Source organism: Rhodobacter sp. NTK016B (assembly GCF_017303295.1).
GTDB lineage: Bacteria > Pseudomonadota > Alphaproteobacteria > Rhodobacterales > Rhodobacteraceae > Pararhodobacter.
In genome coordinates this window covers 176,211-198,642 of record NZ_JAFKOK010000012.1, presented here as the reverse complement: position 1 = coordinate 198,642, position 22,432 = coordinate 176,211, and the positions used below count along the sequence as shown (strand labels likewise).

Sequence of the window (22,432 nt, the reverse complement as noted above, 5' to 3'; positions counted from 1 at the left end):
GCGTGCGTCCCCTCCGGGCGGGTGCGGGCGGCAGCCCGCCGGGCCGAGGGGGCTCAATGCCCCCGAGGCCCGGCCTACCCCCGAACGATTCGATTGACGTGACCCATCTTGCGCCCCGGTCGCGCGGCGCCCTTGCCGTAGAGATGGATCTGCACATCCGCCGCACGCGCCAGATCCGGCACGCGGTCCACGTCGTCTCCGATGAGATTCTCCATCACCACATCCGCGTAGCGCTGGCCATTGCCCAGCGGCCAGCCCGCCACCGCGCGGATATGCTGTTCAAACTGATCGACGGTGCAGCCCGCCTGTGTCCAGTGGCCCGAATTATGCACCCGGGGCGCGATTTCGTTGACGATCAGCCCGCGCGGGGTGACGAACAGCTCGACCCCCATGACGCCGACATAATCGAGCGCGTTCAGGATCTTCCCCGCCAGCAGCACGGCGTCCATATGCTGGCCCGGGGCCAGCCTTGCGGGCAGCGTCGTCGTGCGCAGGATGCCGTCGCGGTGTACGTTCTCGCCGGGATCGTAGCAGGCGACCTCGCCGGTCACGCCGCGCGCGGCGATGACGGAAACCTCGTGCGTGAATTCGACGAATCCTTCGAGAATCGCCTCGGCCCCCGCCATATCGTCCAGCGCCGCACCGGCCTGAGCGGGCTCCATGATCCGCGCCTGCCCCTTGCCGTCATAGCCCAGCCGCCGGGTTTTCAGGATCGCGGGCGCGCCGATCTCGGCAAGGGCCGCGTCCAGCGCCGCCCTGTCGGGCACGTCGCGATAGGGCGCGGTTTTCAGGCCGAGCCCGGTGAGGAAGTCCTTTTCCGTCAGCCGGTCCTGCGACACGGCCAATGCGCGGCGCCCCGGACGGACGGGTTTCAGGCTTTCGAGCAGGTCGAGCGTCGCGGTCGGGATGTTTTCGAATTCATAGGTGATCACGTCGACCGAATCGGCGAAGGCGCGCAGCGCGGCCTCGTCATCCCAAGGCGCGGTGGTCACCGTCTCGGCCACATGCCCGGCCGGCGGGTTCGCGCCCGGGTCGTAAACATGACAGCGCAGCCCCAGCCGCGAGGCCGCCACCGACAGCATTCGTCCCAGCTGCCCGCCGCCCAGAATACCGATCACCGCGCCCAGTTGCAGGGTCTCACTCATCCGACGGCTCCTCGGCGATGGAGGCGCTGAGCGCGTCGCGCCACGCATCGACGCGTCCGGCCAGCGCCGCGTCGCTCACCGCCAACATCTGCGCCGCCATCAGCCCGGCATTGGCGCCACCGCCGATGGCCATTGTCGCGACGGGGAAGCCCTTGGGCATCTGCACGATGGAATAGAGGCTGTCGACGCCCGACAGCGCGCGCGTCTGGATCGGCACGCCGACCACGGGAATCCGCGTCTTCGAGGCCATCATGCCCGGCAGATGCGCAGCGCCCCCGGCCCCGGCGATGATCACCTTGAGCCCGCGTTCGGCCGCCGTCTTGCCATAGGACCACAGACGGTCCGGCGTGCGGTGGGCCGAGACGATCTTCGCCTCGTAGGAGATGCCCAGCTCGTCGAGGATCGCCGCCGCCTCGCGCATCGTCGGCCAGTCCGACTGGCTGCCCATGATGATTCCCACGTCCACGGCCATGCTGTCCCCCTGGATTGCTGTGGCGCGGCGTTAGCATTTTGATGCTGCCTTGCAAAGGCTCTCGCCCCCTCGCGCGAAAGCGCGTAAGCGGGGGCCATGCCAGAGACCTTTTTCCTTGTCGCCGCCCCCGGGCTGGACGAAACCCTCGCCGCCGAGGCCCGCGCGGCGGGTTTCAACGGCGTGACTCTCGTGCCCGGCGGGGTAGAGGTGGCGGGCGGCTGGCCCGAGATCTGGCGCGCCAACCTGACGCTCAGGACCGCGACGCGGGTTCTGGCGCGGGTGGCCGAATTCCGGGCGATGCATCTGGCGCAGCTCGACAAGCGGGCGCGCAAGGTCGACTGGGCCTCGGTCCTGCGCCCGGATGTGCCGGTCAGGGTCGAGACGACCTGCCGCAAGTCGAAGATCTATCACGCCAAGGCCGCGACCCAGCGGATCGAACGCGCGATCACCGAGACACTGGGCGCGCCGATTGCGGCCGATGCCGTCATCGTCGTGAAGGCGCGGATCGAGGACGATCTGTGCACGATCAGCCTCGATAGCTCGGGCGAATCGCTGCACAAACGCGGGCATAAGACCTTCACCGGCAAGGCGCCGATGCGCGAAACCCATGCGGCAGCGATCCTGACGATGCTGGGATTCGACGGCACGCAGGCCGTGGTCGATCCGATGTGCGGCTCGGGCACGTTTCTGATCGAAGCCGCCGAGATCGCTGTGGGCCTTCTGCCCGGGCGTGACCGGGATTTCGCCTTTCAGAAGCTCGCCGCGTTCGACGCCAAGGCCTTCGCCAAGATGAAAACCACGCCGCAGCCGGACGCGCAGCTTCGGTTCTTCGGGTCCGACCGCGATCAGGGCGCGGTTCAGGGGGCCACCGCCAATGCCCAGCGCGCGGGCGTGGCCGAATGGTGCCGCTTCACCCGGCTGCCGGTTTCCGAGCTGACGGCGCCCGAAGGCGTGGCGCCCGGCCTTGTCGTCATCAACCCGCCCTGGGGCGCGCGGATCGGCGACCGGAAGATGCTGTTCGCGCTCTACGGGGCGCTGGGGCAGGTGCTGGGCCAGCGTTTTCGTGGCTGGACCATCGGCCTCGTCTCGCCCGATGCCGGGCTGGTCAAGGCGACGGCCCTGCCGCTGAGTGCCGCAGGGCCTGCCATCGATCTGGGCGGCACGCGTGTCACGCTGTGGCGCGGTGTGCCGGGTTAGACGTTACGAGCGCAGGTCGCCGATGCGGCTGCAATCGGTGATGTACTGACCCATCACCCCGGCCAGACCGCTCAGCGGCAGATGCTCGACCGCGCCGCCGGGGACCTGATAGCTCAGCATGTTGCGGCTCGCCATGACGCCCCAGATCGGGTCGTTGAGGTTCAGCGCCACGCTGATACCCCAAGTGCCCTCTTGCGGCTTCACGACCATCGCGTCGTGATACATCGAATAGCCGGGCGCCATGATCTCGACCTCGACGTTGTCGCCTTCGTTCAGGTTCGAGACGTCATAGGCCAGCGTGAGCGAGCCATAGACCCAGTTCGCGCCGATATTGCATTGCGACGATGCCCGCACCGCGTCGGTCTGCGGGACGCCATAGGACAGGCCCAGATAGGTATCGAACGGGTTGGTCTGAACGTAGCGGTGGTATTCCCAGACCATCCCGCCCTGAGCGCTGGCGGGCAGGCTGGCAAGGACGGAACCGGCAAGGGCAAGACCGGCGGCGACGAGGGAAAAGCGGCTGGGGGCGTGGCGGGACATGGTGAAGACCTCTGTTGCGATTGCGTGTTTCAAAGCCTGCCTTGTCTGGCTTGGCTATGAGGTCATTCAATCGCAATCACGCGCTGGCGGCAGTTCCCTGGGAAACAGGGCGGCCTTCAGGCGATGATGTCGGGGGTCAATTCGTCTTCGATACGGGAAATGGCGTCCTTGAGCGACAATTTCCGCTTCTTGAGCCGCTTCATCGCCAGTTCGTCGCCGGTGCCCCGGTCATGCATCGCCGCGATTGCCTCATCGAGATCCCGATGCTCGCGGCGCAACACCTCGAGCTTCACGCGAAGCACCTCTTCATGGTTCAGTTCCGTGGGAGCATTCATCAGAGATCGACTCGACTAATTGTCAGCGAAGTGTAGCCGCTTTCCCCGCACAAGCAAAGCTTTCAGAGGGTTACCCGCCCCCGCAACGGTTGCCGCCCCTCCCTTGCAGGCCGCGCGCGAGACCCCCATATTCCAGAAGACACCGCGCCAGCCGCACAAGCGGGGGCCGGGTCGCGCGTCGCTGATACAGGACCGGACCATGACCAAATTCGCTTTCCCCTCGCACCCGCTGCTGTTGGGTTTCGAGCCGCTCGAACGCCTTGTCGAACGCACCGCGCGGGCGGGCGCCGACGGATATCCGCCGTTCAACATCGAGCTGATTGAACCCAACCGTTTCATCATCACCCTCGCCGTTGCGGGCTTTACGTCCGACGATATCGCCATCACGCTGGAAGACCGGCAATTGACGATTCGCGGACAGCAGACCGATCCGGGCGACGAGCGGGTCTTTCTTCATCGCGGCATCGCCACCCGCCAGTTCCGCCGCGTCTTTGCGCTGGCCGAAGGGGTCGAGGTGGGGGGCGCAAGGCTCGACAACGGGCTTCTGGAGATTACCCTTGAAAGGCGGGAGCCCGAAACCGTGGTTCGGACCATCCCCATCACCCGCGCGCCCTGACACGCGCCCCAGCATTCGCGCGCGGGACCGTTCCGCGCCCATCCAAGCGGCTGACAGGAGCAAGGACATGCAAACGCCCTATCCCTTCGTGCCGGACGGCAAACTCGCCTATATCCGGCAAATCGACATCGACACCCTGCCCGACGACATCCGCAGCCAGATCCCCGGCGGCGTCGAGGTCTGGGGCGTGCACAGCGACGACGGCGAGTGCATCGCACTGACGCAGGACCGCCCGACCGCGTTCTTCGTCGCGCGCGAGCACGACCTAGAACCGGTAAGCGCGCACTGACGCCAGAAAGGGCGCTGCCCGGTCGCGCGCATGGTCGCGCCGGGCGGCGCCGACTTTGGCCTTTCCCCTTGATGCGCGACCTGCACCGATACGGTCGCTGCCGGTGATGGGGCTGTTCGTCGCGCGATGTCGGTCGGACCGACCAACAGGTCGCGGCCTGCGCTGCAAAATCCCGCGCGTGGACGGATTGACAACGCCATGCCCGACAGGGTTCCCGTGCCCTGTGCCCCTTCGCAGCCCGTTCCGAAAGACCCTGCCATGAAAGCCGTCCTGTTCGAGGCGTTCCAGCAAACGCCGAAACTCGTCACCCTTCCCGATCCCAGCCCCGAGCCGCATGGCGTCGTGCTGAGAGTCGCGGCTACCGGCGTCTGCCGCAGCGACTGGCACGGCTGGATGGGCCATGACAGCGATATCGAGCTTCCGCATGTGCCGGGCCACGAACTGGCCGGTGTGGTCGAGGCGGTGGGCCGCGACGTGACCCGCTGGAAGGTCGGCGACAAGGTCACCGTGCCCTTCATCTGCGGCTGCGGCGCCTGCCCGGAATGCAATGCCGGTCATCAGCAGGTCTGCCTGAATCAGGAGCAGCCGGGCTTCACCCATTGGGGCTCGTTCGCGGAATACGTGGCGCTGCATCACGCCGACCTGAACCTCGTGGCGCTGCCCGAAGACATGGAATTCGCAACCGCAGCCAGCCTCGGCTGCCGCTTCGCGACCTCGTTCCGCGCGGTCATCGATCAGGGCCGCGTCAGCGCGGGCCAGTGGGTCGCGGTGCATGGCTGCGGCGGCGTGGGCCTGTCGGCGGTGATGATCGCCAGCGCGGCGGGCGCGAATGTCATCGGCGTGGATCTCGATCCCGCAAAACTGGCGCTGGCCCGCGATCTGGGTGCGGTGGCGGTGCTGAATGGCAAAGAGGCCGACATCCCCGACGCGATCCGCGAGATCACCAGAGGCGGCGCGCATGTCTCGCTCGACGCACTCGGCCATCCGGCGACGATGACCAATTCCATCCTGTGCCTGCGCCCGCGCGGCAAGCATGTGCAGGTAGGCCTGATGCTGGGCGAACACGCGACGCCCGCCGTGCCGATGTCGAAGATCGTCGGGCAAGAGATCGAGCTTCTCGGCTCGCACGGGATGCAGGCGCATCGCTACGGCGCGATGCTGGGCATGGTCGCCAGCGGCAAGCTGGACCCGGCGCGGCTGGTGGGCGATCAGATCAGCCTTGCCGAGGCGCCTGAGGCGCTGATGAACATGGACAAGTTCCGGTCGGTCGGCGCGACAGTCGTCACGCGGTTCTGAGCGGCCATGCAGGGGCGGCCTGCTGCGGCAGGGGGCCGCTTTGGCACCGCAGGCGGGTTGCACTTGGGCTCATCGCGGCCTAGCTCTGGCGCAGATACAGGAGATGCCCATGTCCGCGCCCATTCCCGTTACCCTGCTCACCGGCTTTCTCGGCTCGGGCAAGACCACGCTCCTGAACGCGCTGCTGAAAGATCCGGGCATGGACCGGGCAGCGGTGGTGATCAACGAATTCGGCGAGATCGGGCTCGATCACGACCTGATCGAATCCTCGACCGAGACGATGGTGCTGATGGGGTCGGGCTGCCTGTGCTGTACCGTGCGCGGGGACCTGTCGCAGACGCTGAACGACCTGCGCGAGCGGCGCGAGGCGGGCGAGGTCGATTTCGACCGCGTGGTGATCGAAACCACCGGCATCGCCGATCCCGGCCCGATCGTGCAGACGCTGGTGATGGATGGTGACCTGTCCTACGACTTCGCGCTGGACGGCGTGCTGGTCACCGCCGATGCCGCCACCGGCACGCGCACGCTCGAGACGCAGTTCGAGGCCGTGCAACAGATCGCCATGGCCGACCGCATCGTGCTGACCAAGACCGACCTTGTCGGGGCCGGGCAATTGCAGACCTTCGAATCGCGCATCGCCGCGATCAACCCGGGTGCGCCGCGCACCGTCGCCGATCACGGGCGCATCGACCCCGCGATCCTGTTCGGCCTGTCGCCGACGCAGGAAAGCTCGCGCAAGCAGGCACTCGACTGGGTGGCGGCGGCGAAATCGAAGCCCTCCCTGCCGCCGCTTTCCGGCCTGAAGGACACGCGGCCGATGGGCAGCACGCAAAGCCACGGCCTGTTCTCCGCGGGCGCGCAACCGGCCAGCTATCCGGCCAGCCATGACGGGCGCGTGACCTCGCAATCGATCGAGATCGCCGAGCCGATCTCGCCCATCGTCTTCGATCTGTGGCTGGAAAGCCTGATGAATTCGGCGGCGGCGGATATCCTGCGGCTCAAGGGCGTGGTGCATGTCGAAGGCATGAAGCATCCCTTCGCGCTGCACGGGGTTCAGCACATCTTCCACCCGCCGGTGCCGCTGAGCCACTGGCCCGAGGACGACAAGACCACGCGAATCGTGGTGATCGGGCGCGACCTGCCCCCCGGCTATCTGAGCGAGAGCCTCGGCTTCCTGAAATCCAAGCCGCCGGTCGAAGAGCACCGGATCTGACACACCGCGCTGCCCGGGCGGGCAGAACGGCGGTCTGGTGCTGAAAAACGGGGCGATGGGCGGACGGCCGCATGGCGACCGGGCCGGGAATTTGGTCATCGGCTTGTCACGGATCAAAGTGTAGGCGAGGGACGCGGGCTATTCTCGCTTGACCCAGCGTCACATTCGACTCACACCGATGCAGCCGAGGAGGCCGCCATGAGTAACCACAGCCACCCTTTCGCCCCGGCGATTCATTTCTGGTCCAGCGTCTGGCAGGCGCAGATCGAACAGGGTCTCAGGATCTGGGGCCTCTGGGCGCAATACGTCCCGCATGACAGCGCCGAGTCGCTGTCGCAGGAGGCCGCGGTTCGCAAGCCCGTCGTACGCACGGCTCCGGCCCGCAAGGCTGCGCCCAAGGCCCAGCCCGCCGCCAAGGCCAAGGCGGAGCCTCAGCCCAAACCTCAGGCCAAGACGGCTGCGCCTGCGAAAGCGGCAACCGACAATGTCGCGGACCTGCGCCCTGCGACAGCCGAAGCGCCGAAACCTGCCGCCAAACCCACGACCAAACCGGCTGCGGCCAAGGCCGAGGCAAAGCCAGCAGCAACCGGCACCGCCACTAAGGCGGCGACCAAGCCGGCGGCCAAGGCGACACGTCCCACCCGGACCGCCGCGCCCCGCAAGGCGGCAAAGGCCGAGACCAAGCCCAACACGCCGCCGACCGTCCACTGAGCGCACGGCAGGCATGAAAAAGGCCCCGGTCCCTCGCAGGGCCCGGGGCCTTTGCATCAGCCGGAGGTCAATGTGCGGTGCGCACCGCCCAGCCCGCGAAGATGTATTCGAGCGCGACCACCGCGTAATACAGCACGATCCCCAGCGCCGCGAGCGCCAGAAGCACCGCGAACATCAGGGGGAAGTCGCTGTTGGTCTGCGCGCTCTGGAACAGATGCCCCAGCCCGCGCCCGTGCGGCGTGATGATCTCGACAAGGTTGGTGCCGATGAAAGCCAGCGTCACCGCCACTTTTAGCGCGCCGAAGAATTCTGGCAGCGTCTTGGGCAGGGCGATCTTCCAGAACACCGTCATCCGGCTGGCCCCCAGCGACCGCAGGATATCACGGTATTCGGGTTCCAGCGTCGACAGGCCGATGGCGACCGACACCGCGATCGGGAAGAATGAGATCATGAAGGCCATCAGGATCGTGTTGAAATCGTGCTGACCCACGAACATCAGCGCGATGACCGGCACCACGGTGGCCTTGGGAACGGCGTTGAAGCCGACCAGAAGCGGATAGAGCGCGTCGTTCATCACCTTGGACAGGCCCATGACCATGCCCAGCAGCGTGCCGAACACCACGGCGATGCCCAGCCCCACCACGGTGCGCCACAGCGTCTGCCAGCCATAGAGCCAGAACAATTCCTGATAGCGGAGAAAGGCGGGCCACAGGTCCGAGGGCGAGGCCATCTTGTAATCGGGCCAGCCCATCGCCCAGACCAAAAGCTCCCACAGCAGCAGCAAGACGATGATGGCGCTGACCGGGATCAGGATCTTTTTCCAGTCGATCATGCTACGGCCCTCCCCTGCGCGATCTGGATCTCGCGGCGCAGCACCGCCAGACGCTCGACCGTGTCGGTCTCGTAGAGCATCTCGAGCGGGCGCGGCCCCGGCACATCCACCTGCATCACGTATTGCGTCGTCGCCGGGCGGCCCGACAGCACCACCACCTGATCGCCCAGATAGACGCTTTCGCGCAGGTCATGGGTGATCAGAAGGGCGGTGAAGGGCTCTTTCTCGCGCAGCTGGTGCATGGTCTGCCACAGATCCTCGCGCGTGAAGGCGTCGAGCGCGCCGAAAGGTTCGTCCAGAATGATGATGTCGGGCTTGTGCACCAGCGCCCGGCACAGGCTGGCTCGCTGGCGCATCCCGCCCGACAGTTCGGACGGTCGCTTATTCTCGAAACCCTCAAGTCCCACCAGCGCCAGCAGCTCTTTCGCGCGGGCCTCTTTCTGCGCCTTGGGCATCGACGGCGCGACGATCTCCAGCGGCAGGATCACGTTCTGCAGGATCGTGCGCCATTCCAGCAAAACCGGGTTCTGAAACGCCATGCCCACCGTCTTGCGCGGGCTTTTCACCAGCTCGCCATGCAGCCAGACCTCGCCCTGATCGGGGAACATCAGCCCCGCGATCAGTCGCGTCAGCGTCGATTTCCCGCAGCCCGACGGCCCGACCACGGCGCAGAAGGAATGCTTCGGAATGGCGATATTCAGGTCGCGCAGCACCGGGAACGGCCCGGCCTTCGTCTTGTAGGCATGTGTCACGCCCTTGATTTCGATCAGGTTTTCCACCCGCTTGTCCCCGCTTTCTGTCCCCTCGAAAAAGGCCCGGTCGGGTGACCGGGCCTTTCTGTCTCAACCCGCGTGACGGATCACTCCATCAACAGGCTGCCATCGGCGGGCAGGTATTCGCTGGTAAAATAGCGCGACGGATCGGCCTCGTTGGTGAACTCGTAGGTCATCGCGATCTGCTCCAGCGACGAGGCGAAGCGATCCTCGTCGATGCCGCCGATACCGTTCTCCATCACCCAGTCGGTCAGGATATTGTCGCGCAACGCCATGTTCAGGCGGGCGACTTCCAGCTCGCTGTCGAGCGCCGGGTTGCGCGCGGCAATCGCGGCGACACCGGCTTCGGGGTCGGCGGCGGCGGCGCGCACGCCCTGCGCGACGGCGCGCAGGAAGCCCGTGACCAGCTCGGGGTTCTCGGCTGCCCAGTCGGTGTTGACGATGATCGCGTTACCATAGAGGTCGACGCCGTAATCGGCCATCAGCATGACGACGATGTCATCCTCGGGCACGCCCAGACGCATGGTCGACAGCGACGAGGTGAACGAGAAACCGGTCACAGCCGCGACCTGCCCCTCGGCCAGCATCGGCTCGCGCGTGGGGAAGCCCACGGGCTCGACAGTGATCGCGTCCATGTCGAGGCCCTGCTCGGCGGCAAAGACCGGGAACTGCGCCCAGGCGCCGTCGGGCGGCGGCGCACCCAGCACGCGGCCTTCCAGATCGGCGGGGGTTTCCACGCCCAGGCTGCGGCGTCCCACGACGGCAAAGGCCGGCACGTCGTACATCATCATGATCGCGGTGACCGGCGCGTCGGGGTTCTGGTCGATGAACTTGATGACGCTGGCCATGTCGGCAAAGCCGATCGGGAAGGCGCCGGTGGCGACTTTCGGAATCGCGTCGAGCGACCCTTGCCCGGGCGAGATTTCCACGTCCAGGCCCTCGGCTTCGAAATAGCCGTTGTCGATGGCCAGGAAATAGGGCGCGGCCGGGCCTTCGAAGCGCCAGTCCAGGGTGAACGGAACCGAGGTCTGGGCAAAGGCGGGCGCGGCCAGAACCGCGCCGATCAGGCTGGCAAGAATAAGGGGTCGTGTCACGATGGGCTCCCATTTACGTCGGACTGACGTCATTGTCGGCGCTCTGCCCCGTCATGGAACGAGTCGTTGCGCGCTTTGCAACAGGGCGGCGAGCGCCGCCCAAAGTTGAGGCCGTTTTTGCCACGGCAGCCCAAAGTTACATCACATGTCGCGCGGCGGCTTCGCAAATCGACAGAAACACTTGTCTTGAAACCAGAAGAATGGGAGCCGCCCGGCGTTCGCCTGCCGGTTTTCCCGGCACAGGCGTCATTTCGCCGCTATTCCGCTGCCAGATCCAGCGCCCCGGCATCCAGATCCGGCCCCAGCCGCAGCTGCGCCAGCCTGCCGACCACGCGGCTCATGAGCTGGCGGAACCCTTCGAAATCCGGCAGTGGCTCGATGCGCCGCTCATCGAGATAGAGCGCGCGGTCGATCTCGATCTGAATCGCGTGCATCCCTTGCGAGGGTCGCCCGTAGCGCTGCGTCACATAGGCCCCGGCAAAAGGCGCGTTGCGCGCCACGCGGAAGCCCGCATCGCGCAGCACCTGCTCGACCTCCTCGACCACCGGGCCGGCAGCCGACGCGCCCCAGCGATCCCCGATCACGATATCGGGCCGCACACCACCGCGAACCGGGAAGCCGTTGAGCGCCTCATGCGGCATTGAATGCATGTCGCACAGCAGAACCTGCCCGAATCGCGCGCGCTGCGCCTCGATCAGCGCGCCCAGACCGGCGTGATAGGGTTTCCAGTAACACGCGATGCGGCGCTCGGCCTCGGCCATCGGCAGCTTGCCGCGATAGATCGCCCGCCCGTTCGACACCACCCGCGCCAGAACGCCCAGCCCCGACGCGATGCGCGGATTGAGCCCCGCGCGCGGCGCGCCGTCGATCAGCGCCGGGTCCAGCTCGTCCGCGGCGCGGTTGAAATCGACATAGGCGCGCGGCACATCGGTCGTCACCAGCGCCGCGCCGCAGGCCGGTGCCGCGCTTAACAGCAAGTCGACATAGGCGTCCTCGGACGAACGCAGAACCCGTCCGTCCACCTGCGAACGCGCCATCATGTCCGCCGGATAGACCCGCCCGGAATGGGGCGAGGCGAACACCACGGGCGAGGTGATCTCGGCAGGTTCATGGATCTCGATGGCGCGCGGCATGGGCTTTCCTTTGTCCCGACTATATCGGGCAAAATTCCGGTGCGGAAAGCCCTTGCGCACCCCGCCGAGTCCTTTTATAGAGCCGTCCACGGACGCGGCTCCCCTACGGGACGGGGCCAGCCGGACGGGCGCGTAGCTCAGTGGTAGAGCACTACGTTGACATCGTAGGGGTCACAAGTTCGAACCTTGTCGTGCCCACCATGGCCTTCTCTTTTAGGCCGGTGATCATCGCGTCCCAGGGACATCCCGGGGGCGTAACAGTTTCAAGGCGCCCAGCGCCGCGAAGAGGAGACGACCGATGAAGGTCAAGAATTCCCTGCGCTCGCTGAAGCAGCGCCACCGCGATTGCCAGATCGTGCGCCGTAAAGGCCGCGTTTACGTGATCAACAAGACCCAGAAGAAATTCAAGGCCCGCCAAGGCTGATCCAGCCAAGGCCGTCTGGCCCGGTTCAGGGTAAAAGCCCGGACCGAGAAAGACCCGAGGGACAAGAAAGGCCGCGCATCAGCGCGGCCTTTTGCTTTGCGTGGAACCCTCATTTCGCTTGGACTGCGGACGCAGGCGAACACCACGCTGTAGGGTGCGTGCTCTGCACGCACCGCTCCCTGTCCGGAACGCCGCGGGAACTCAGATCCCGCGTCACCGCAGGATGTCGACCACCCCCTCGGTCAGCAGCCGGGCGACGATCGGCTGGGTCAGGAACCCCGTCACCGGCAGATCCGCCCGCCGCTGATAGCGCCGGATCGCCCGCCTGGTATCGTCGTCGAACGCTCCGTCCGCCGGGCCGGGGTCCAGCCCCAGCCGCCCCAGACGCTGCTCGATGATGACCCGGGTGAAGGTCGGCAGGCGCATCAGGTCTTCCTCGGCCTGCGCTGCGGCATAATCGATCTCGGGCTGCGCCGGTCGGCGCAATTCCTCGATCCGGCCGCGTGCCTGCTCGGCAAAGGCGCCCTCGGAATTGGCCTGCAGATAAGCCTGATAGGCTTCGATCGTGTCGGCCTGCGCCGCTCGATCCCAGGCCGCGCGGTCGCGCGCCTGCGCCGCCTCGCGCCGCTGCGACTCGATCTGCGCCAGCCGGTCCTGCGCGACGGGGGCGAAGATCCCGTCGGGGAAGCGTTCGAGATAGGCGCGCATACCCACCTCGTCCTGCCCCGAGCCGGTATCGCGCCAGAACTGGCGGTCCTGACGCTCCTGCTCGGCCGCGCGGGCGCGAGCTTCCTCTTCCAGCTCGGCCGCCCGGCGTGCGCCCTGCTGGGCAAGACGGAAGATCTGATCGCGGTCCAGATAGCCGGTCACGGAAAGATCGTTGCGTCCCTGCCACGACCGAATCGCACCCCTCGTGCCGGATCCGAAAATGCCGTCGATGCCGCGCGGATCGAAATTCAGGATCGTCAGGTCGCGCTGGATCGCGCGGCGCTCGTCGCGGCTCAGACCGAGCGTCGCCTCGATCCGTTCGGGCGTATTCATCAGCTGCTGGCGCGCGGCGCGTGCCTCGGCCACGAAATCCCCCTGCGGATAGGCCGAGAGATAGGCGTCGTAGCCCTCGACACTGCCGAGATCCCGCGCGGTCTGCCACGCCAGTCGGTCCTCTTCGCGCCGGTCGGGCGCCGGGATCAGCGGTTCGCCCTCGGGCAGGAAGGCCAGATAGGGCGGATTGAACCCGTCAAGCGTGACATCGCTGCGCCCGGCCGCGGCCCGCCCGATTGTGGTGCCCGGCTCGCTCACGTCGCGCAGAACGGCTGCCACGCCGACCGAGCTGCCCCGCACCAGCGTCACGCCCTGCGGCACGTCGATCAGCGGCGGCAGCCCGCCCCGGAACCCGCCGCTCAGATCGTCGGGAAAGCCATAATCCGCCAGCGCCACGATGGCGCCGCCCTGAATCTGACCGGCGATCGACAGCACGGTGTCGAGCCGCACGCCGTACCCCTCGACCGAGGCGACATCGGGCGCACGCGCATCGGTGCCCATCAGCCAGACATCGTCGCCCGAGCTGACGGTATAGCCCGAGAACAGGAACACGACCCGCTCGTAGCCATCGTCGCGCAAACTGCCCGACAGCGCGGACAAAGCCGCCCGGATCGCGTTGGCCGACAGGTTCGTGGCGATATCCACGTCGAAAGCTGCGCCTTCGAGAATCCGCTCAAGCTGAACCATCGCCCCCGACCCGCGCGCGTTGCGCAGGTCGGTGTAATCCTCGTTGGCGACGATCAGCGCCGTGCCGGATTGGCCCCAGACCGGGGTCGCGGAAAGAATAGCCGCCGTCAGCAGGGCGAAAATTCGGGTCGTCATCCAAGGCCTCCCAGATTTCGGAGGCTTTCAGGTTACTCGTAGCTTCGCAGATCCTCGATCACCTTGCCGTCATTGGGCAAAGTGCCGGGAGGCACGAGCTCGACCTTGCCCCGCAGTTTCAGCGTATCCAGCACGCTCTGCTCGTACAACGCCGGATTGGACGCCCGGGTTTCGATCCGCACCGTCATCACGTCCATTTCCGCATCGCGCGAGGCGATGACACGAGCGCGCGCGACCTCGTCATGGCGCGCGACGAAGGCCGCGACCTGTTCGGGGCGCACGAACATGCCCTTGATCTTGGTCGTCTGATCGGCGCGGCCCATCCAGCCCTTGATGCGCAGATTGGTGCGCCCGCAGGGGCTTTCGCCCTCCAGAATGGCCGACAGGTCGCCGGTGGCAAAGCGCACCAGCGGATAGTCGCGGTTGAGCGTGGTCACGACCACTTCGCCCACCTCGCCATGCGGGACAGGATCGCCGGTGCCGGGGCGCACGATCTCGACGATGACGCCTTCGTCGATGATCATCCCCTCCAGCGCGTCGGTTTCATAGGCGACGTTGCCCAGATCGGCGGTAGCATAGCATTGGCGGCAGGTGATGCCGCGATCGGCGTAGTACTGGCGCAGGCTGGGGAACAGCGCGCCGCCGCCGACCACCGCTTTCGCGATTTTCAGCGACTCGCCCATCTCGTCGGCTTTTTCGAGGATGATCTTCAGATAATCGGGCGTGCCCGCATAGGCGGTGGTGCCGATATCCACGGCAGCGCGGACCTGCAATTCGGTCTGGCCGGTGCCGGCGGGCAGCACCGCAGCGCCGACGGCGCGGGCGCCGCTTTCGAACATCAGCCCGGCGGGCGTCAGGTGATAGCCGAAGCAATTATGCACGATATCGCCCCGCCCCACGCCCGAGGCCGCAAGAAACCGTCCCAGCCGCCACCAGTCGGGGCTGGTGCGGCCCGGCTCGTAGATCGGGCCGGGGGATTGGAAGACGTGATCGAATTCATGCGCGGCGAGCGCCGCGTAGCCGCCAAAGGGCGCGGCACGGCCCTGCGCGGCGACCAGTTCGGACTTGCGCAACACCGGCAGCGCGGCAAGCGCGGCGGCGTCGGTGATCGCGGTGGGGTCGATATCGCCCAGCGCTTTCTCCATCCCGGCAGTCGTCTGCGCGCGGGCGATCAATTGCGGAAGGTCCACCGCGAGATCGGCGGCGCGCTGATCGGCCGAGCGGGTCTCCAGCGTGTCGAAATGCTTGCTCATGGCTCCCACGATTGCCTCCCGTTCTTGGTGTGCGTGGCGATAGCGGCGGGGTTTTCAGGCCAGCCAGCGTTTGCGGCGGCGATAGCTGCGCACGTCGCGGAAGGATTTGCGGCCCTTGTCGGACATGCCGAGGTAGAATTCCGCAACATCGGGATTCTCGCGCAGCGCCTTGGCGCTGCCATCCATCACGACGCGGCCGTTTTCCAGAATATAGCCCGTATGGGCGTATCTCAGCGCGACGTTTGTGTTCTGTTCGGCCAGCAGGAAGGTCACGCCCTGTTCTTCGTTCAGGCGCTTCACGATCTCGAAGATCTGCTCGACCAGCTGCGGCGCAAGGCCCATCGAGGGCTCGTCCAGCAGGATCGTCTCGGGGCGGGCCATCATCGCGCGGCCGATCGCGACCATCTGCTGCTCACCGCCCGAAGTATAACCGGCCTGCGACTTGCGGCGGGTCTTCAGGCGGGGGAAGTATTCGTAGACCATGTCCAGATCGGCGGCGATGGCGCCGCGACCGTCGGTGCGGGTATAGCTGCCGGTCAGCAGGTTTTCCTCGACCGTCAGGTGTTCGAAGCAATGGCGGCCTTCCATCACCTGAATGACGCCGGCTTTCACCAGATCGGCAGGATCCTTGCCCGCGAGATTCTCGCCGCGATAGACGACCGACCCTTTGGTGATCTCGCCGCGTTCGGATTTCAGCAGGCCCGAGATGGATTTCAGCGTCGTCGACTTGCCCGCACCGTTGCCGCCCAGAAGCGCGGTGATGCCGCCCTTGGGGACCGTCAGGCTGACGCCTTTGAGAACGAGGATCACGTGGTTGTAGATCACCTCGATATTGTTGATCTCGAGCAGCGTCTCGGCGGCGGTCTCGGCGTCTGGGCGGTGGTCGAACATGGGTGCAATCCCGTCAGAAACTCGGTTGGGGGTGGGACGGGCGCGCGAAGCGCCCATCCCCGATCTCGCGCGGAACCGCTTACATGCAGCCCGGCGTGATGTTGTTTTCCGCCGCGTAGGCGGCAGCATCGGCGGTGGCCAGTTCACCGATCAGCTCACGATCCGAGTCGATCCAGTCGGTGATCAGGCTCCAGGTCTGCGCATCCGCATCCCATTGCTGGATCATCGCCGCACCCGAACCGCCGTGGTTCTGGCAGGACACGTCGAACGGCGCCGAGAAGTTCGGCAGGCCCAGTTCGGCCAGACGCTCTTCGGAGATGCTGAGCGCTTCCATGCCCGCGCGCATTTCGGCCGGGGTGATCTGGGCGTGACCGGCCAGGTCCTGCGCGGTGCGCGCGGCTTCAACCGCCAGCATCGCCGCATAGAGACCGCGCGAATACACCGCCGAACCGATCTGGTCGCCGTTGCCGGCGGCAAGACCGCGGTCCACGACATATTCCTGAATGTCGTCATAGACCGGATAATCCGTGCCGACGCCGTGGAAGGTCAGCGCGGTGTAGCCATCGGCCCCCTCGCCAACCGGAACCACGTCGTTTTCCGAACCCGACCACCAGATGCCGATGAAGTGGTCCATCGGGAAGCGGATATTGGCGGCTTCCTGAATGGCGACGGCGTTCATCACGCCCCAGCCCCACATGATCACGTAATCCGGGCGTTCACGACGGATCTGCAGCCACTGGCTCGACTGTTCCTGACCGGGCGAATCGACGGGGATCTCGACCAGTTCGAAGCCGTAGCGTTCGGACAGGTTCTCGAGCGTCGGGATCGGCTCGCGGCCATAGGCCGAGTTGTGGTAGATCAGCACGATCTTCTTGCCCTCGAGCGAGTCGCCGTTCTGATCGAGCAGGTAGTTGATCGCGACCGAGGCGCCGTCCCAGTAGTTGGCGGGATAGTTGAACACCCACGGGAAGGTTTCGCCTTCCATGGCCGACGTCCGGCCATAACCCATCGTGTGAAGCGGCACGCCGTCTTCGGTCACGCGCGGGATCAGCTGATAGGTAATGCCGGTCGACAGCGGCTGAACGATCAGCGGGCTGTCGCCCCGGATCGATTCATAGCATTCGACGCCGCGCTCGGTGTTGTAGGCGGTTTCGCATTCGGTGGTGCGGATCGGCAGACCGCCGATACCGCCGTCGCGCTCGTTGATGAGCGTCAGGTAGTCCTGATAGCCATCGGCGAAGGGGATGCCGCCGGGGGCGAAAGGCCCGGTCCGGTAGTTCAGCATCGGAAAGTGCAGATCCTGCGCAACCACGGGCGTGGCGATCGCAGCGGCCGCAATCAAGGCGGCTATTTTGGTCATCTTCATTGGTTCTCCTCCCAGTCGATGACGGTTTCGTTCTTTATTCCCAACCCAGACTGACGCGCTCCGCACTCCTCAATGCGGGAACGGCCACAGACGCAGTTTCTCTTTCATGGTGCGCCACAGGGCGGCCATGCCATGCGGCTCGGCGATCAGCACGATGATGATCAACGCGCCGATGATCATGATCTCCAGATGCCGCGCGAGGTCCGAAGGCCAGCCCAGCCCGTCGACCAGCAGCAGCTTCAGCAGCACCGGCAGCACGACAAGGAACGCCGCGCCCAGGAACGAGCCCAGGATCGAGCCCAGACCGCCGATGATCACCATGAACAGCACGAGAAAGCTCTTGTTGATGCCGAAGGCCTCGCCCGCCTCGACCGCGCCCAGATAGACGGCAAAGGTCAGCGCCCCGGCGACCCCCACGAAGAAGGACGACACGGCAAAAGAGGACAGCTTGGCGATCAGGGGGTTCACGCCGATGATCTCGGCGGCGATATCCATGTCGCGGATCGCCATCCATGTCCGGCCCAGCGTGCCGCGCGTCATGTTGCGCGCCAGCCACGCCATGGCGACGGTGAAGATCAGGCAGGTGAAATAGACCGCCGTCGAGCTGGCCGAGGCACCGGTGATCGTCACGCCGAACATGGTGCGTTCGGGCATCGAGATCTGGCCAGTGGACGAGTAGTTGAAGAACCAGCCATAGCGGGTAAACAGCCAGATCAGGAAGAACTGCGCCGCCAGCGTGGCCACGGCCAGATAGAAGCCCTTGATCTTCAGTGACGGCAGCCCGAACAGCACCCCCACGGCAGCGGTGACAAGCCCCGACAGCACGAAGACGATATAGATCGGCATCTCGGGGAAGGCGGTGGTCAGCTTGAAGGTCGAATAGGCGCCCACGGCCATGAAGGCGGCGGTGCCCAGCGACAAAAGCCCGGTATAGCCGATCAGGATATTCAGCCCCAGCGCCGCGATCACATAGATCAGGAAGGGGATGACGATGGAATTGGCCCAGTAATCCGTCAGCACCATCGGCACCAGCAGGAAGGCCACGGCGATGACGACCCAGTAGGCGGTGCGATCGAACCGGATCGGAAAGGTCTGGTTGTCGCTGGCATAGGACGTCTTGAAGTCGCCCGCTTCACGGTAAAGCATCGTGTCAGACCCTCTCGATGATACGTTCGCCAAACAGGCCCTGCGGACGGAACAGCAGGAAGACCAGGGCAAGCATGTAGGCAAACCAGTTCTCGGTGGCGCCGCCGATGACCGGCTGCATGAGGAAGTCGAACAGCTTCTCGCCCACGCCGATCAGAAGACCGCCGACGATGGCGCCGGGGATCGAGGTGAAGCCGCCCAGAATGAGCACCGGCAGCGCCTTGAGCGCGATCAGCGACAGCGAGAACTGCACGCCCGATTTCGAGCCCCACATGATCCCCGCGACCAGCGCGACGATACCGGCGATGGACCATGTCAGCACCCAGATGAAGCGCAGCGAGATACCCACCGACAGCGCGGCCTGGTGATCGTCGGCCACCGCGCGCAGCGCGCGGCCCTGCTTGGTGTATTGCGAGAACACCACCAGCGCCGTCACCAGCACCGCCGCAATGCCCAGCGCCCAGAGCGACAGCTCATCCAGATAGAAGCCATAGCCGAACAGGTTGTAGGTCACCTCGTCGACCCAGGGCGACATGCCCTGCGGGATGCCGACATCCAGCCGCTTGACCTCGGCGCCCCACATGATGTCGCCCAGACCTTCAAGGAAATAGGCAAGCCCGATCGTGGCCATGAAAAGGATGATCGGCTCTTGGTTCACGAGGTGTTTCAGCACCAGCCGCTCGACCAGAATGGCGATCAGGATCATCACCAGCACGGTCAGCAGGATCGCCAGCGCGGCGGGCATGGTGAAGCCGAAATCGTGGATATTGGTGCCGAAGATCGCGTTGATCAGATGCGCGAAGGGCACCTGTCCGGTCTGGAACCCCACCAGCGTCAGCGCCGCGAACAGCGCAAGCACGCCCTGCGCGAAGTTGAAGATGCCCGAGGCCTTGAAGATCAAGACGAAGCCAAGCGCCACCAGCGAATACATGATGCCCACGGTCAGGCCATTGGCCGCCGCTTCGAGCGCGAAGAGTACGTTTTCTGACATGCCCTGCCCCCTTATTCGTCGTGGCTGACGCCGAGATAGGCGTCGATCACGTCCTGATTGCCCCGTACTTCATCGGGCGTGCCGTCACCGATCTTCTTGCCGTAATCCATCACCACCACGCGGTCGGACAGGTCCATGACCACGCCCATATCGTGCTCGATCAGCACGATGGTGGTGCCGAATTCGTCGTTCACGTCGAGGATGAAGCGGGACATGTCCTCTTTCTCTTCGACGTTCATGCCGGCCATCGGTTCATCAAGCAGCAGGATCTGCGGCTCGGCGGCCAGCGCGCGGGCCAGTTCGACGCGTTTCTTCAGCCCGTAGGGCAGACGCGCGACCGGGGTCTTGCGGATATGCTGGATCTCGAGGAAATCGATGACCTTCTCGACTTTCTCGCGATGCTCGTCTTCCTCGCGCGAGGCCGGTCCCCACCACAGAGCCTGTTTCAGGAACCCGGATTTCATCAGGTTCATGCGCCCGGTCATGATGTTGTCGAGAACCGACATGCCTTCGAACAGGGCGATGTTCTGGAACGTCCGGGCGATCCCCGTGCGGGCGACCTGATAGGGCGGCATCTTGGCGCGCTTGTAGCCCTTGTAGATGATCTCGCCTTCCTGCGGCACATAGAAGCCCGAGATGACGTTCATCATCGACGACTTGCCTGCGCCGTTGGGGCCGATGATCGCGCGGATCTCGCCGGTGCGAATATCGAACGAGATGTTCTTGATCGCCTCGACCCCCCCGAAGCGCAGGGTGATGTTTTTCAGCTCCAGCACCACGGGGCCGATCTGGCGGCCATCGGCGGTGACGTAACCCTCAGAGGATTGGTCCAGCATGTTTGAATCCCTCACTCTGCCGCCATCCGCTGCCCGGCCGGTGCCACGACCTTGGCGTCGCGCAGCTCGACCGTCGCTTTCAGCACGCCCTTGCGGCCATCCTCGTAGCTGACCTCGGTCTCGGTGTAGACGCTGTCGGCGCCGCCATAGAGGCCCTCGATCAGGTCGGCGAATTTCTCGGCGACGATGTTGCGACGCACCTTGCGGGTGCGGGTCATCTCGCCATCGTCGGCGTCGAGTTCCTTGTGCAGAACAAGGAAGCGGTGAATCTGGCAGCCCGACAGCATCGGGTCCTCGGCCACCGAGGCATTCACGGCCTCGACATGCTCCTGGATCGTGGCCAGCACGCGGGGATGGCCCGCCAGTTCCTGATAGCTGGAATAGGCAATGTTGTTGCGCTCGGCCCAGTTACCCACGGCGTTCAGGTCGATATTGATGAAGGCCACGCAGCGGTCGCGCCCGTTGCCGAACACCACGGCCTCAAGGATGTTGGGATAGAACTTGAGCTTGTTCTCGACATATTTGGGCGCGAACATCCGGCCATCGGCCATCTTGCCCACATCCTTGGCGCGGTCGATGATCCGCAGATGGCCGGTATCGGGCTCGAAGAAGCCCGCATCGCCGGTGGCGACCCAGCCTTCGGCATCCTTGGTGGACGCGGTGCTTTCGGGGTTCTTGTAATACTCTACGAAGACGCCCGGCGAGCGGTAGAACACCTCGCCCGTGTCGGTGATCTTCACCTCGACGCCCGGCGACGGCACGCCCACGGTATCCGAGCGTACCTCGCCATCGGGCTGCTGGGTGATGAACACCGAAGCCTCGGTCTGGCCGTAGAGCTGCTTCAGGTTGATGCCGAGCGAGCGGTAGAAATCGAAGATCTCAGGGCCGATCGCCTCGCCCGCCGTATAGGCCACGCGGATATTGGACAGGCCCAGCGTGTTCTTCAGCGGACCGTAGACCAGCATCTCGCCCATGCGGTATTTCAGCCGGTCGCCCGCCGAGACGGGTTTGCCGTCAAGGATCAGGCCGCCCACCTTGCGGGCATGGGCCATGTATCTGTCGAACATGCGCTTTTTCGCGGCGCTCGCATCTTCCATGCGGATCATCACCTGCGTCAGCATGTTCTCGAAAACGCGCGGCGGGGCGAAGAAATAGGTCGGCCCGATCTCGCGCAGATCGGCGGCCATGGTGGCTTCGCTCTCGGGGCAATTCACGCAGAACCCGGCCCAATAGGCCTGCCCCATCGAGAAGATGAAATCGCCCACCCAAGCCATCGGCAGATAGGCGAGGATCTCGTCCTTGCGGGTCAGCGTGTCGAACTGGCACGAGGCCTTGGCGGTTTCGATGATGTTGCGGTTGGACAGGACCACGCCCTTGGGCTTGCCGGTCGTCCCCGAGGTATAGAGCATCACGCAGGTGCTGTCGTAATTCAGCGCCGCACGCCGCTTTTTCATTTCAGCCTCGAACCGGCTGCGCGCGGCGAGGCCCTCGGCCTGCACATCCATCAGCCAGTTCATGCGGGCATGGTCGTATTTCCGCATCCCGCGCTTGTCGAGATAGAGGATCTGCTCGATCCCCGAGACGGTTTCCTGAACCTCGATGACCTTGTCGACCTGCTCCTGATCGCCGCAGATGGCGAAGCGGGCGCCGCAATGATCCAGCACATAGGCCATCTCGTCGGCGGCCGCATCCTGATACAGCGCGACCGGCACCGCGCCCACCGATTGCGCCGCGACCATCGACCAGTACAGCGCCGGACGGTTGCGTCCGATGATCGCCACGTAATCGCCGGGGCCCATGCCGAGTGCCAGAAAGCCCATCGCCATGGCGTCGACCTCGGCCTGCACCTGTTTCCAGGTCCAGGCCTGCCAGATGCCGAATTCCTTCTCGCGATAGGCGGTCAGGTTGGCGTTTTCGATGGCATTGCGCTCCAGCAGCGCGGGCACGGATTCCAGCGCAGACTGCGTTGCGGTCGTGGTCACCACTCTGTCTCCTCCCATGTCGCGCCCGGCAAAC

23 protein-coding genes and 1 tRNA gene are annotated in these 22,432 nt (G+C 65.4%); 8 read left to right on the top strand and 16 right to left on the bottom strand.

All coding sequences use genetic code 11. The features are described from left to right. Positions 1–74: 74 nt before the first annotated feature. Both JI664_RS16835 and purE read right to left on the bottom strand, forming a co-directional pair. Positions 75–1,145, bottom strand: coding sequence for a 5-(carboxyamino)imidazole ribonucleotide synthase (locus JI664_RS16835; RefSeq protein ID WP_207014926.1), 1,071 nt, complete (start codon positions 1,143–1,145; stop codon positions 75–77). Beyond that, positions 1,138–1,617: a 5-(carboxyamino)imidazole ribonucleotide mutase gene (gene purE, locus JI664_RS16830; RefSeq protein WP_207014925.1), complete on the bottom strand. Its 480-nt coding sequence runs from the start codon at positions 1,615–1,617 to the stop codon at positions 1,138–1,140. Before purE ends, JI664_RS16835 begins: the two co-directional genes overlap by 8 nt. A gap of 96 nt (positions 1,618–1,713) precedes the next feature. Between purE and JI664_RS16825 the strand changes: the two genes are divergently transcribed. After that, complete coding sequence (locus JI664_RS16825; RefSeq protein ID WP_207014924.1) at positions 1,714–2,814, top strand: THUMP domain-containing class I SAM-dependent RNA methyltransferase; 1,101 nt, start codon at positions 1,714–1,716, stop codon at positions 2,812–2,814. Between the two features lie 3 nt (positions 2,815–2,817). Here the strand turns inward: JI664_RS16825 and JI664_RS16820 are convergent, their stop codons facing one another. Then, positions 2,818–3,354, bottom strand: a complete 537-nt coding sequence (locus JI664_RS16820) for a hypothetical protein (protein WP_207014923.1) — start codon at positions 3,352–3,354, stop codon at positions 2,818–2,820. Between the two features lie 116 nt (positions 3,355–3,470). Continuing rightward, entirely contained in the window at positions 3,471–3,689 is a 219-nt protein-coding gene (locus JI664_RS16815; RefSeq protein WP_207014922.1) for a YdcH family protein, read from the bottom strand. Positions 3,690–3,888: 199 nt separating this feature from the next. Between JI664_RS16815 and JI664_RS16810 the strand changes: the two genes are divergently transcribed. The 5 genes from JI664_RS16810 (at position 3,889) to JI664_RS16790 (ending at position 7,814) form a co-directional block, all read left to right on the top strand. After that, positions 3,889–4,305: an Hsp20 family protein gene (locus JI664_RS16810; RefSeq protein ID WP_207014921.1), complete on the top strand. Its 417-nt coding sequence runs from the start codon at positions 3,889–3,891 to the stop codon at positions 4,303–4,305. A gap of 67 nt (positions 4,306–4,372) precedes the next feature. Then, entirely contained in the window at positions 4,373–4,594 is a 222-nt protein-coding gene (locus JI664_RS16805) for a DUF1150 family protein (protein ID WP_109532698.1), read from the top strand. Positions 4,595–4,852: 258 nt separating this feature from the next. Beyond that, positions 4,853–5,890 carry a zinc-dependent alcohol dehydrogenase family protein gene (locus tag JI664_RS16800; RefSeq protein ID WP_207014920.1) on the top strand — a complete coding sequence of 346 codons (1,038 nt, stop codon included), beginning with the start codon at positions 4,853–4,855 and terminating at the stop codon, positions 5,888–5,890. Between the two features lie 109 nt (positions 5,891–5,999). Further along, positions 6,000–7,103 carry a CobW family GTP-binding protein gene (locus tag JI664_RS16795; RefSeq protein ID WP_207014919.1) on the top strand — a complete coding sequence of 368 codons (1,104 nt, stop codon included), beginning with the start codon at positions 6,000–6,002 and terminating at the stop codon, positions 7,101–7,103. 198 nt (positions 7,104–7,301) lie between these two features. Next, the gene (locus tag JI664_RS16790) at positions 7,302–7,814 is read left to right on the top strand and encodes a hypothetical protein (protein WP_207014918.1); all 513 of its coding nucleotides are present in this window, start codon (positions 7,302–7,304) and stop codon (positions 7,812–7,814) included. 67 nt (positions 7,815–7,881) lie between these two features. Here JI664_RS16790 and JI664_RS16785 read toward each other — a convergent pair whose 3' ends face one another. The 4 genes from JI664_RS16785 to JI664_RS16770 all read right to left on the bottom strand — a co-directional run bounded on the left by JI664_RS16785 (position 7,882) and on the right by JI664_RS16770 (position 11,646). After that, entirely contained in the window at positions 7,882–8,646 is a 765-nt protein-coding gene (locus JI664_RS16785) for an ABC transporter permease (RefSeq protein ID WP_207014917.1), read from the bottom strand. Continuing rightward, a complete protein-coding gene (locus JI664_RS16780; RefSeq protein WP_207014916.1) occupies positions 8,643–9,425 on the bottom strand; it encodes an ABC transporter ATP-binding protein in 783 nt (260 codons plus the stop codon). Before JI664_RS16780 ends, JI664_RS16785 begins: the two co-directional genes overlap by 4 nt. An 80-nt stretch (positions 9,426–9,505) precedes the next feature. Then, positions 9,506–10,513, bottom strand: a complete 1,008-nt coding sequence (locus JI664_RS16775) for an ABC transporter substrate-binding protein (protein ID WP_414707743.1) — start codon at positions 10,511–10,513, stop codon at positions 9,506–9,508. Positions 10,514–10,770: 257 nt separating this feature from the next. Beyond that, on the bottom strand, positions 10,771–11,646 hold the full coding sequence (locus JI664_RS16770; RefSeq protein ID WP_207014914.1) for an N-formylglutamate amidohydrolase: 876 nt from the start codon (positions 11,644–11,646) through the stop codon (positions 10,771–10,773). A 126-nt stretch (positions 11,647–11,772) separates the two neighbouring features. Between JI664_RS16770 and JI664_RS16765 the strand changes: the two genes are divergently transcribed. Then, positions 11,773–11,847 (top strand) — tRNA-Val (locus JI664_RS16765). 97 nt (positions 11,848–11,944) lie between these two features. Then, entirely contained in the window at positions 11,945–12,070 is a 126-nt protein-coding gene (ykgO, locus tag JI664_RS16760; protein ID WP_072247233.1) for a type B 50S ribosomal protein L36, read from the top strand. Positions 12,071–12,283: 213 nt separating this feature from the next. Here the strand turns inward: ykgO and JI664_RS16755 are convergent, their stop codons facing one another. From JI664_RS16755 to JI664_RS16720, 8 genes are all read right to left on the bottom strand, one after another. Continuing rightward, on the bottom strand, positions 12,284–13,933 hold the full coding sequence (locus tag JI664_RS16755; protein WP_207014913.1) for a peptidoglycan-binding protein: 1,650 nt from the start codon (positions 13,931–13,933) through the stop codon (positions 12,284–12,286). Between the two features lie 32 nt (positions 13,934–13,965). Further along, positions 13,966–15,186, bottom strand: a complete 1,221-nt coding sequence (locus JI664_RS16750) for a phenylacetate--CoA ligase family protein (protein ID WP_207014912.1) — start codon at positions 15,184–15,186, stop codon at positions 13,966–13,968. 54 nt (positions 15,187–15,240) lie between these two features. Then, a complete protein-coding gene (locus tag JI664_RS16745) occupies positions 15,241–16,077 on the bottom strand; it encodes an ABC transporter ATP-binding protein (protein ID WP_207014911.1) in 837 nt (278 codons plus the stop codon). A gap of 79 nt (positions 16,078–16,156) precedes the next feature. Continuing rightward, positions 16,157–17,443 (bottom strand): ABC transporter substrate-binding protein, encoded by a 1,287-nt coding sequence (locus JI664_RS16740; RefSeq protein ID WP_207014910.1) that lies wholly within the window; start codon positions 17,441–17,443, stop codon positions 16,157–16,159. A 69-nt stretch (positions 17,444–17,512) separates the two neighbouring features. After that, positions 17,513–18,589 (bottom strand): branched-chain amino acid ABC transporter permease, encoded by a 1,077-nt coding sequence (locus JI664_RS16735; protein WP_207014909.1) that lies wholly within the window; start codon positions 18,587–18,589, stop codon positions 17,513–17,515. Between the two features lie 4 nt (positions 18,590–18,593). Continuing rightward, the gene (locus JI664_RS16730; protein ID WP_207014908.1) at positions 18,594–19,580 is read right to left on the bottom strand and encodes a branched-chain amino acid ABC transporter permease; all 987 of its coding nucleotides are present in this window, start codon (positions 19,578–19,580) and stop codon (positions 18,594–18,596) included. A gap of 11 nt (positions 19,581–19,591) precedes the next feature. Then, positions 19,592–20,416 (bottom strand): ABC transporter ATP-binding protein, encoded by an 825-nt coding sequence (locus JI664_RS16725; RefSeq protein WP_207014907.1) that lies wholly within the window; start codon positions 20,414–20,416, stop codon positions 19,592–19,594. Between the two features lie 11 nt (positions 20,417–20,427). Then, positions 20,428–22,416 (bottom strand): AMP-binding protein, encoded by a 1,989-nt coding sequence (locus JI664_RS16720; RefSeq protein WP_207014906.1) that lies wholly within the window; start codon positions 22,414–22,416, stop codon positions 20,428–20,430. Positions 22,417–22,432 lie beyond the last annotated feature (16 nt).

Bases quoted from the DNA above. Each gene is read 5' to 3' on its own strand.
- JI664_RS16835 (WP_207014926.1), bottom strand. From the start codon at position 1,145: ATGAGTGAGACCCTGCAACTGGGCGCGGTGATCGGTATTCTGGGCGGC.
- purE (WP_207014925.1), bottom strand. From the start codon at position 1,617: ATGGCCGTGGACGTGGGAATCATCATGGGCAGCCAGTCGGACTGGCCG.
- JI664_RS16825 (WP_207014924.1), top strand. From the start codon at position 1,714: ATGCCAGAGACCTTTTTCCTTGTCGCCGCCCCCGGGCTGGACGAAACC.
- JI664_RS16820 (WP_207014923.1), bottom strand. From the start codon at position 3,354: ATGTCCCGCCACGCCCCCAGCCGCTTTTCCCTCGTCGCCGCCGGTCTT.
- JI664_RS16815 (WP_207014922.1), bottom strand. From the start codon at position 3,689: ATGAATGCTCCCACGGAACTGAACCATGAAGAGGTGCTTCGCGTGAAG.
- JI664_RS16810 (WP_207014921.1), top strand. From the start codon at position 3,889: ATGACCAAATTCGCTTTCCCCTCGCACCCGCTGCTGTTGGGTTTCGAG.
- JI664_RS16805 (WP_109532698.1), top strand. From the start codon at position 4,373: ATGCAAACGCCCTATCCCTTCGTGCCGGACGGCAAACTCGCCTATATC.
- JI664_RS16800 (WP_207014920.1), top strand. From the start codon at position 4,853: ATGAAAGCCGTCCTGTTCGAGGCGTTCCAGCAAACGCCGAAACTCGTC.
- JI664_RS16795 (WP_207014919.1), top strand. From the start codon at position 6,000: ATGTCCGCGCCCATTCCCGTTACCCTGCTCACCGGCTTTCTCGGCTCG.
- JI664_RS16790 (WP_207014918.1), top strand. From the start codon at position 7,302: ATGAGTAACCACAGCCACCCTTTCGCCCCGGCGATTCATTTCTGGTCC.
- JI664_RS16785 (WP_207014917.1), bottom strand. From the start codon at position 8,646: ATGATCGACTGGAAAAAGATCCTGATCCCGGTCAGCGCCATCATCGTC.
- JI664_RS16770 (WP_207014914.1), bottom strand. From the start codon at position 11,646: ATGCCGCGCGCCATCGAGATCCATGAACCTGCCGAGATCACCTCGCCC.
- ykgO (WP_072247233.1), top strand. From the start codon at position 11,945: ATGAAGGTCAAGAATTCCCTGCGCTCGCTGAAGCAGCGCCACCGCGAT.
- JI664_RS16755 (WP_207014913.1), bottom strand. From the start codon at position 13,933: ATGACGACCCGAATTTTCGCCCTGCTGACGGCGGCTATTCTTTCCGCG.
- JI664_RS16750 (WP_207014912.1), bottom strand. From the start codon at position 15,186: ATGAGCAAGCATTTCGACACGCTGGAGACCCGCTCGGCCGATCAGCGC.
- JI664_RS16745 (WP_207014911.1), bottom strand. From the start codon at position 16,077: ATGTTCGACCACCGCCCAGACGCCGAGACCGCCGCCGAGACGCTGCTC.
- JI664_RS16740 (WP_207014910.1), bottom strand. From the start codon at position 17,443: ATGAAGATGACCAAAATAGCCGCCTTGATTGCGGCCGCTGCGATCGCC.
- JI664_RS16735 (WP_207014909.1), bottom strand. From the start codon at position 18,589: ATGCTTTACCGTGAAGCGGGCGACTTCAAGACGTCCTATGCCAGCGAC.
- JI664_RS16730 (WP_207014908.1), bottom strand. From the start codon at position 19,580: ATGTCAGAAAACGTACTCTTCGCGCTCGAAGCGGCGGCCAATGGCCTG.
- JI664_RS16725 (WP_207014907.1), bottom strand. From the start codon at position 20,416: ATGCTGGACCAATCCTCTGAGGGTTACGTCACCGCCGATGGCCGCCAG.
- JI664_RS16720 (WP_207014906.1), bottom strand. From the start codon at position 22,416: ATGGGAGGAGACAGAGTGGTGACCACGACCGCAACGCAGTCTGCGCTG.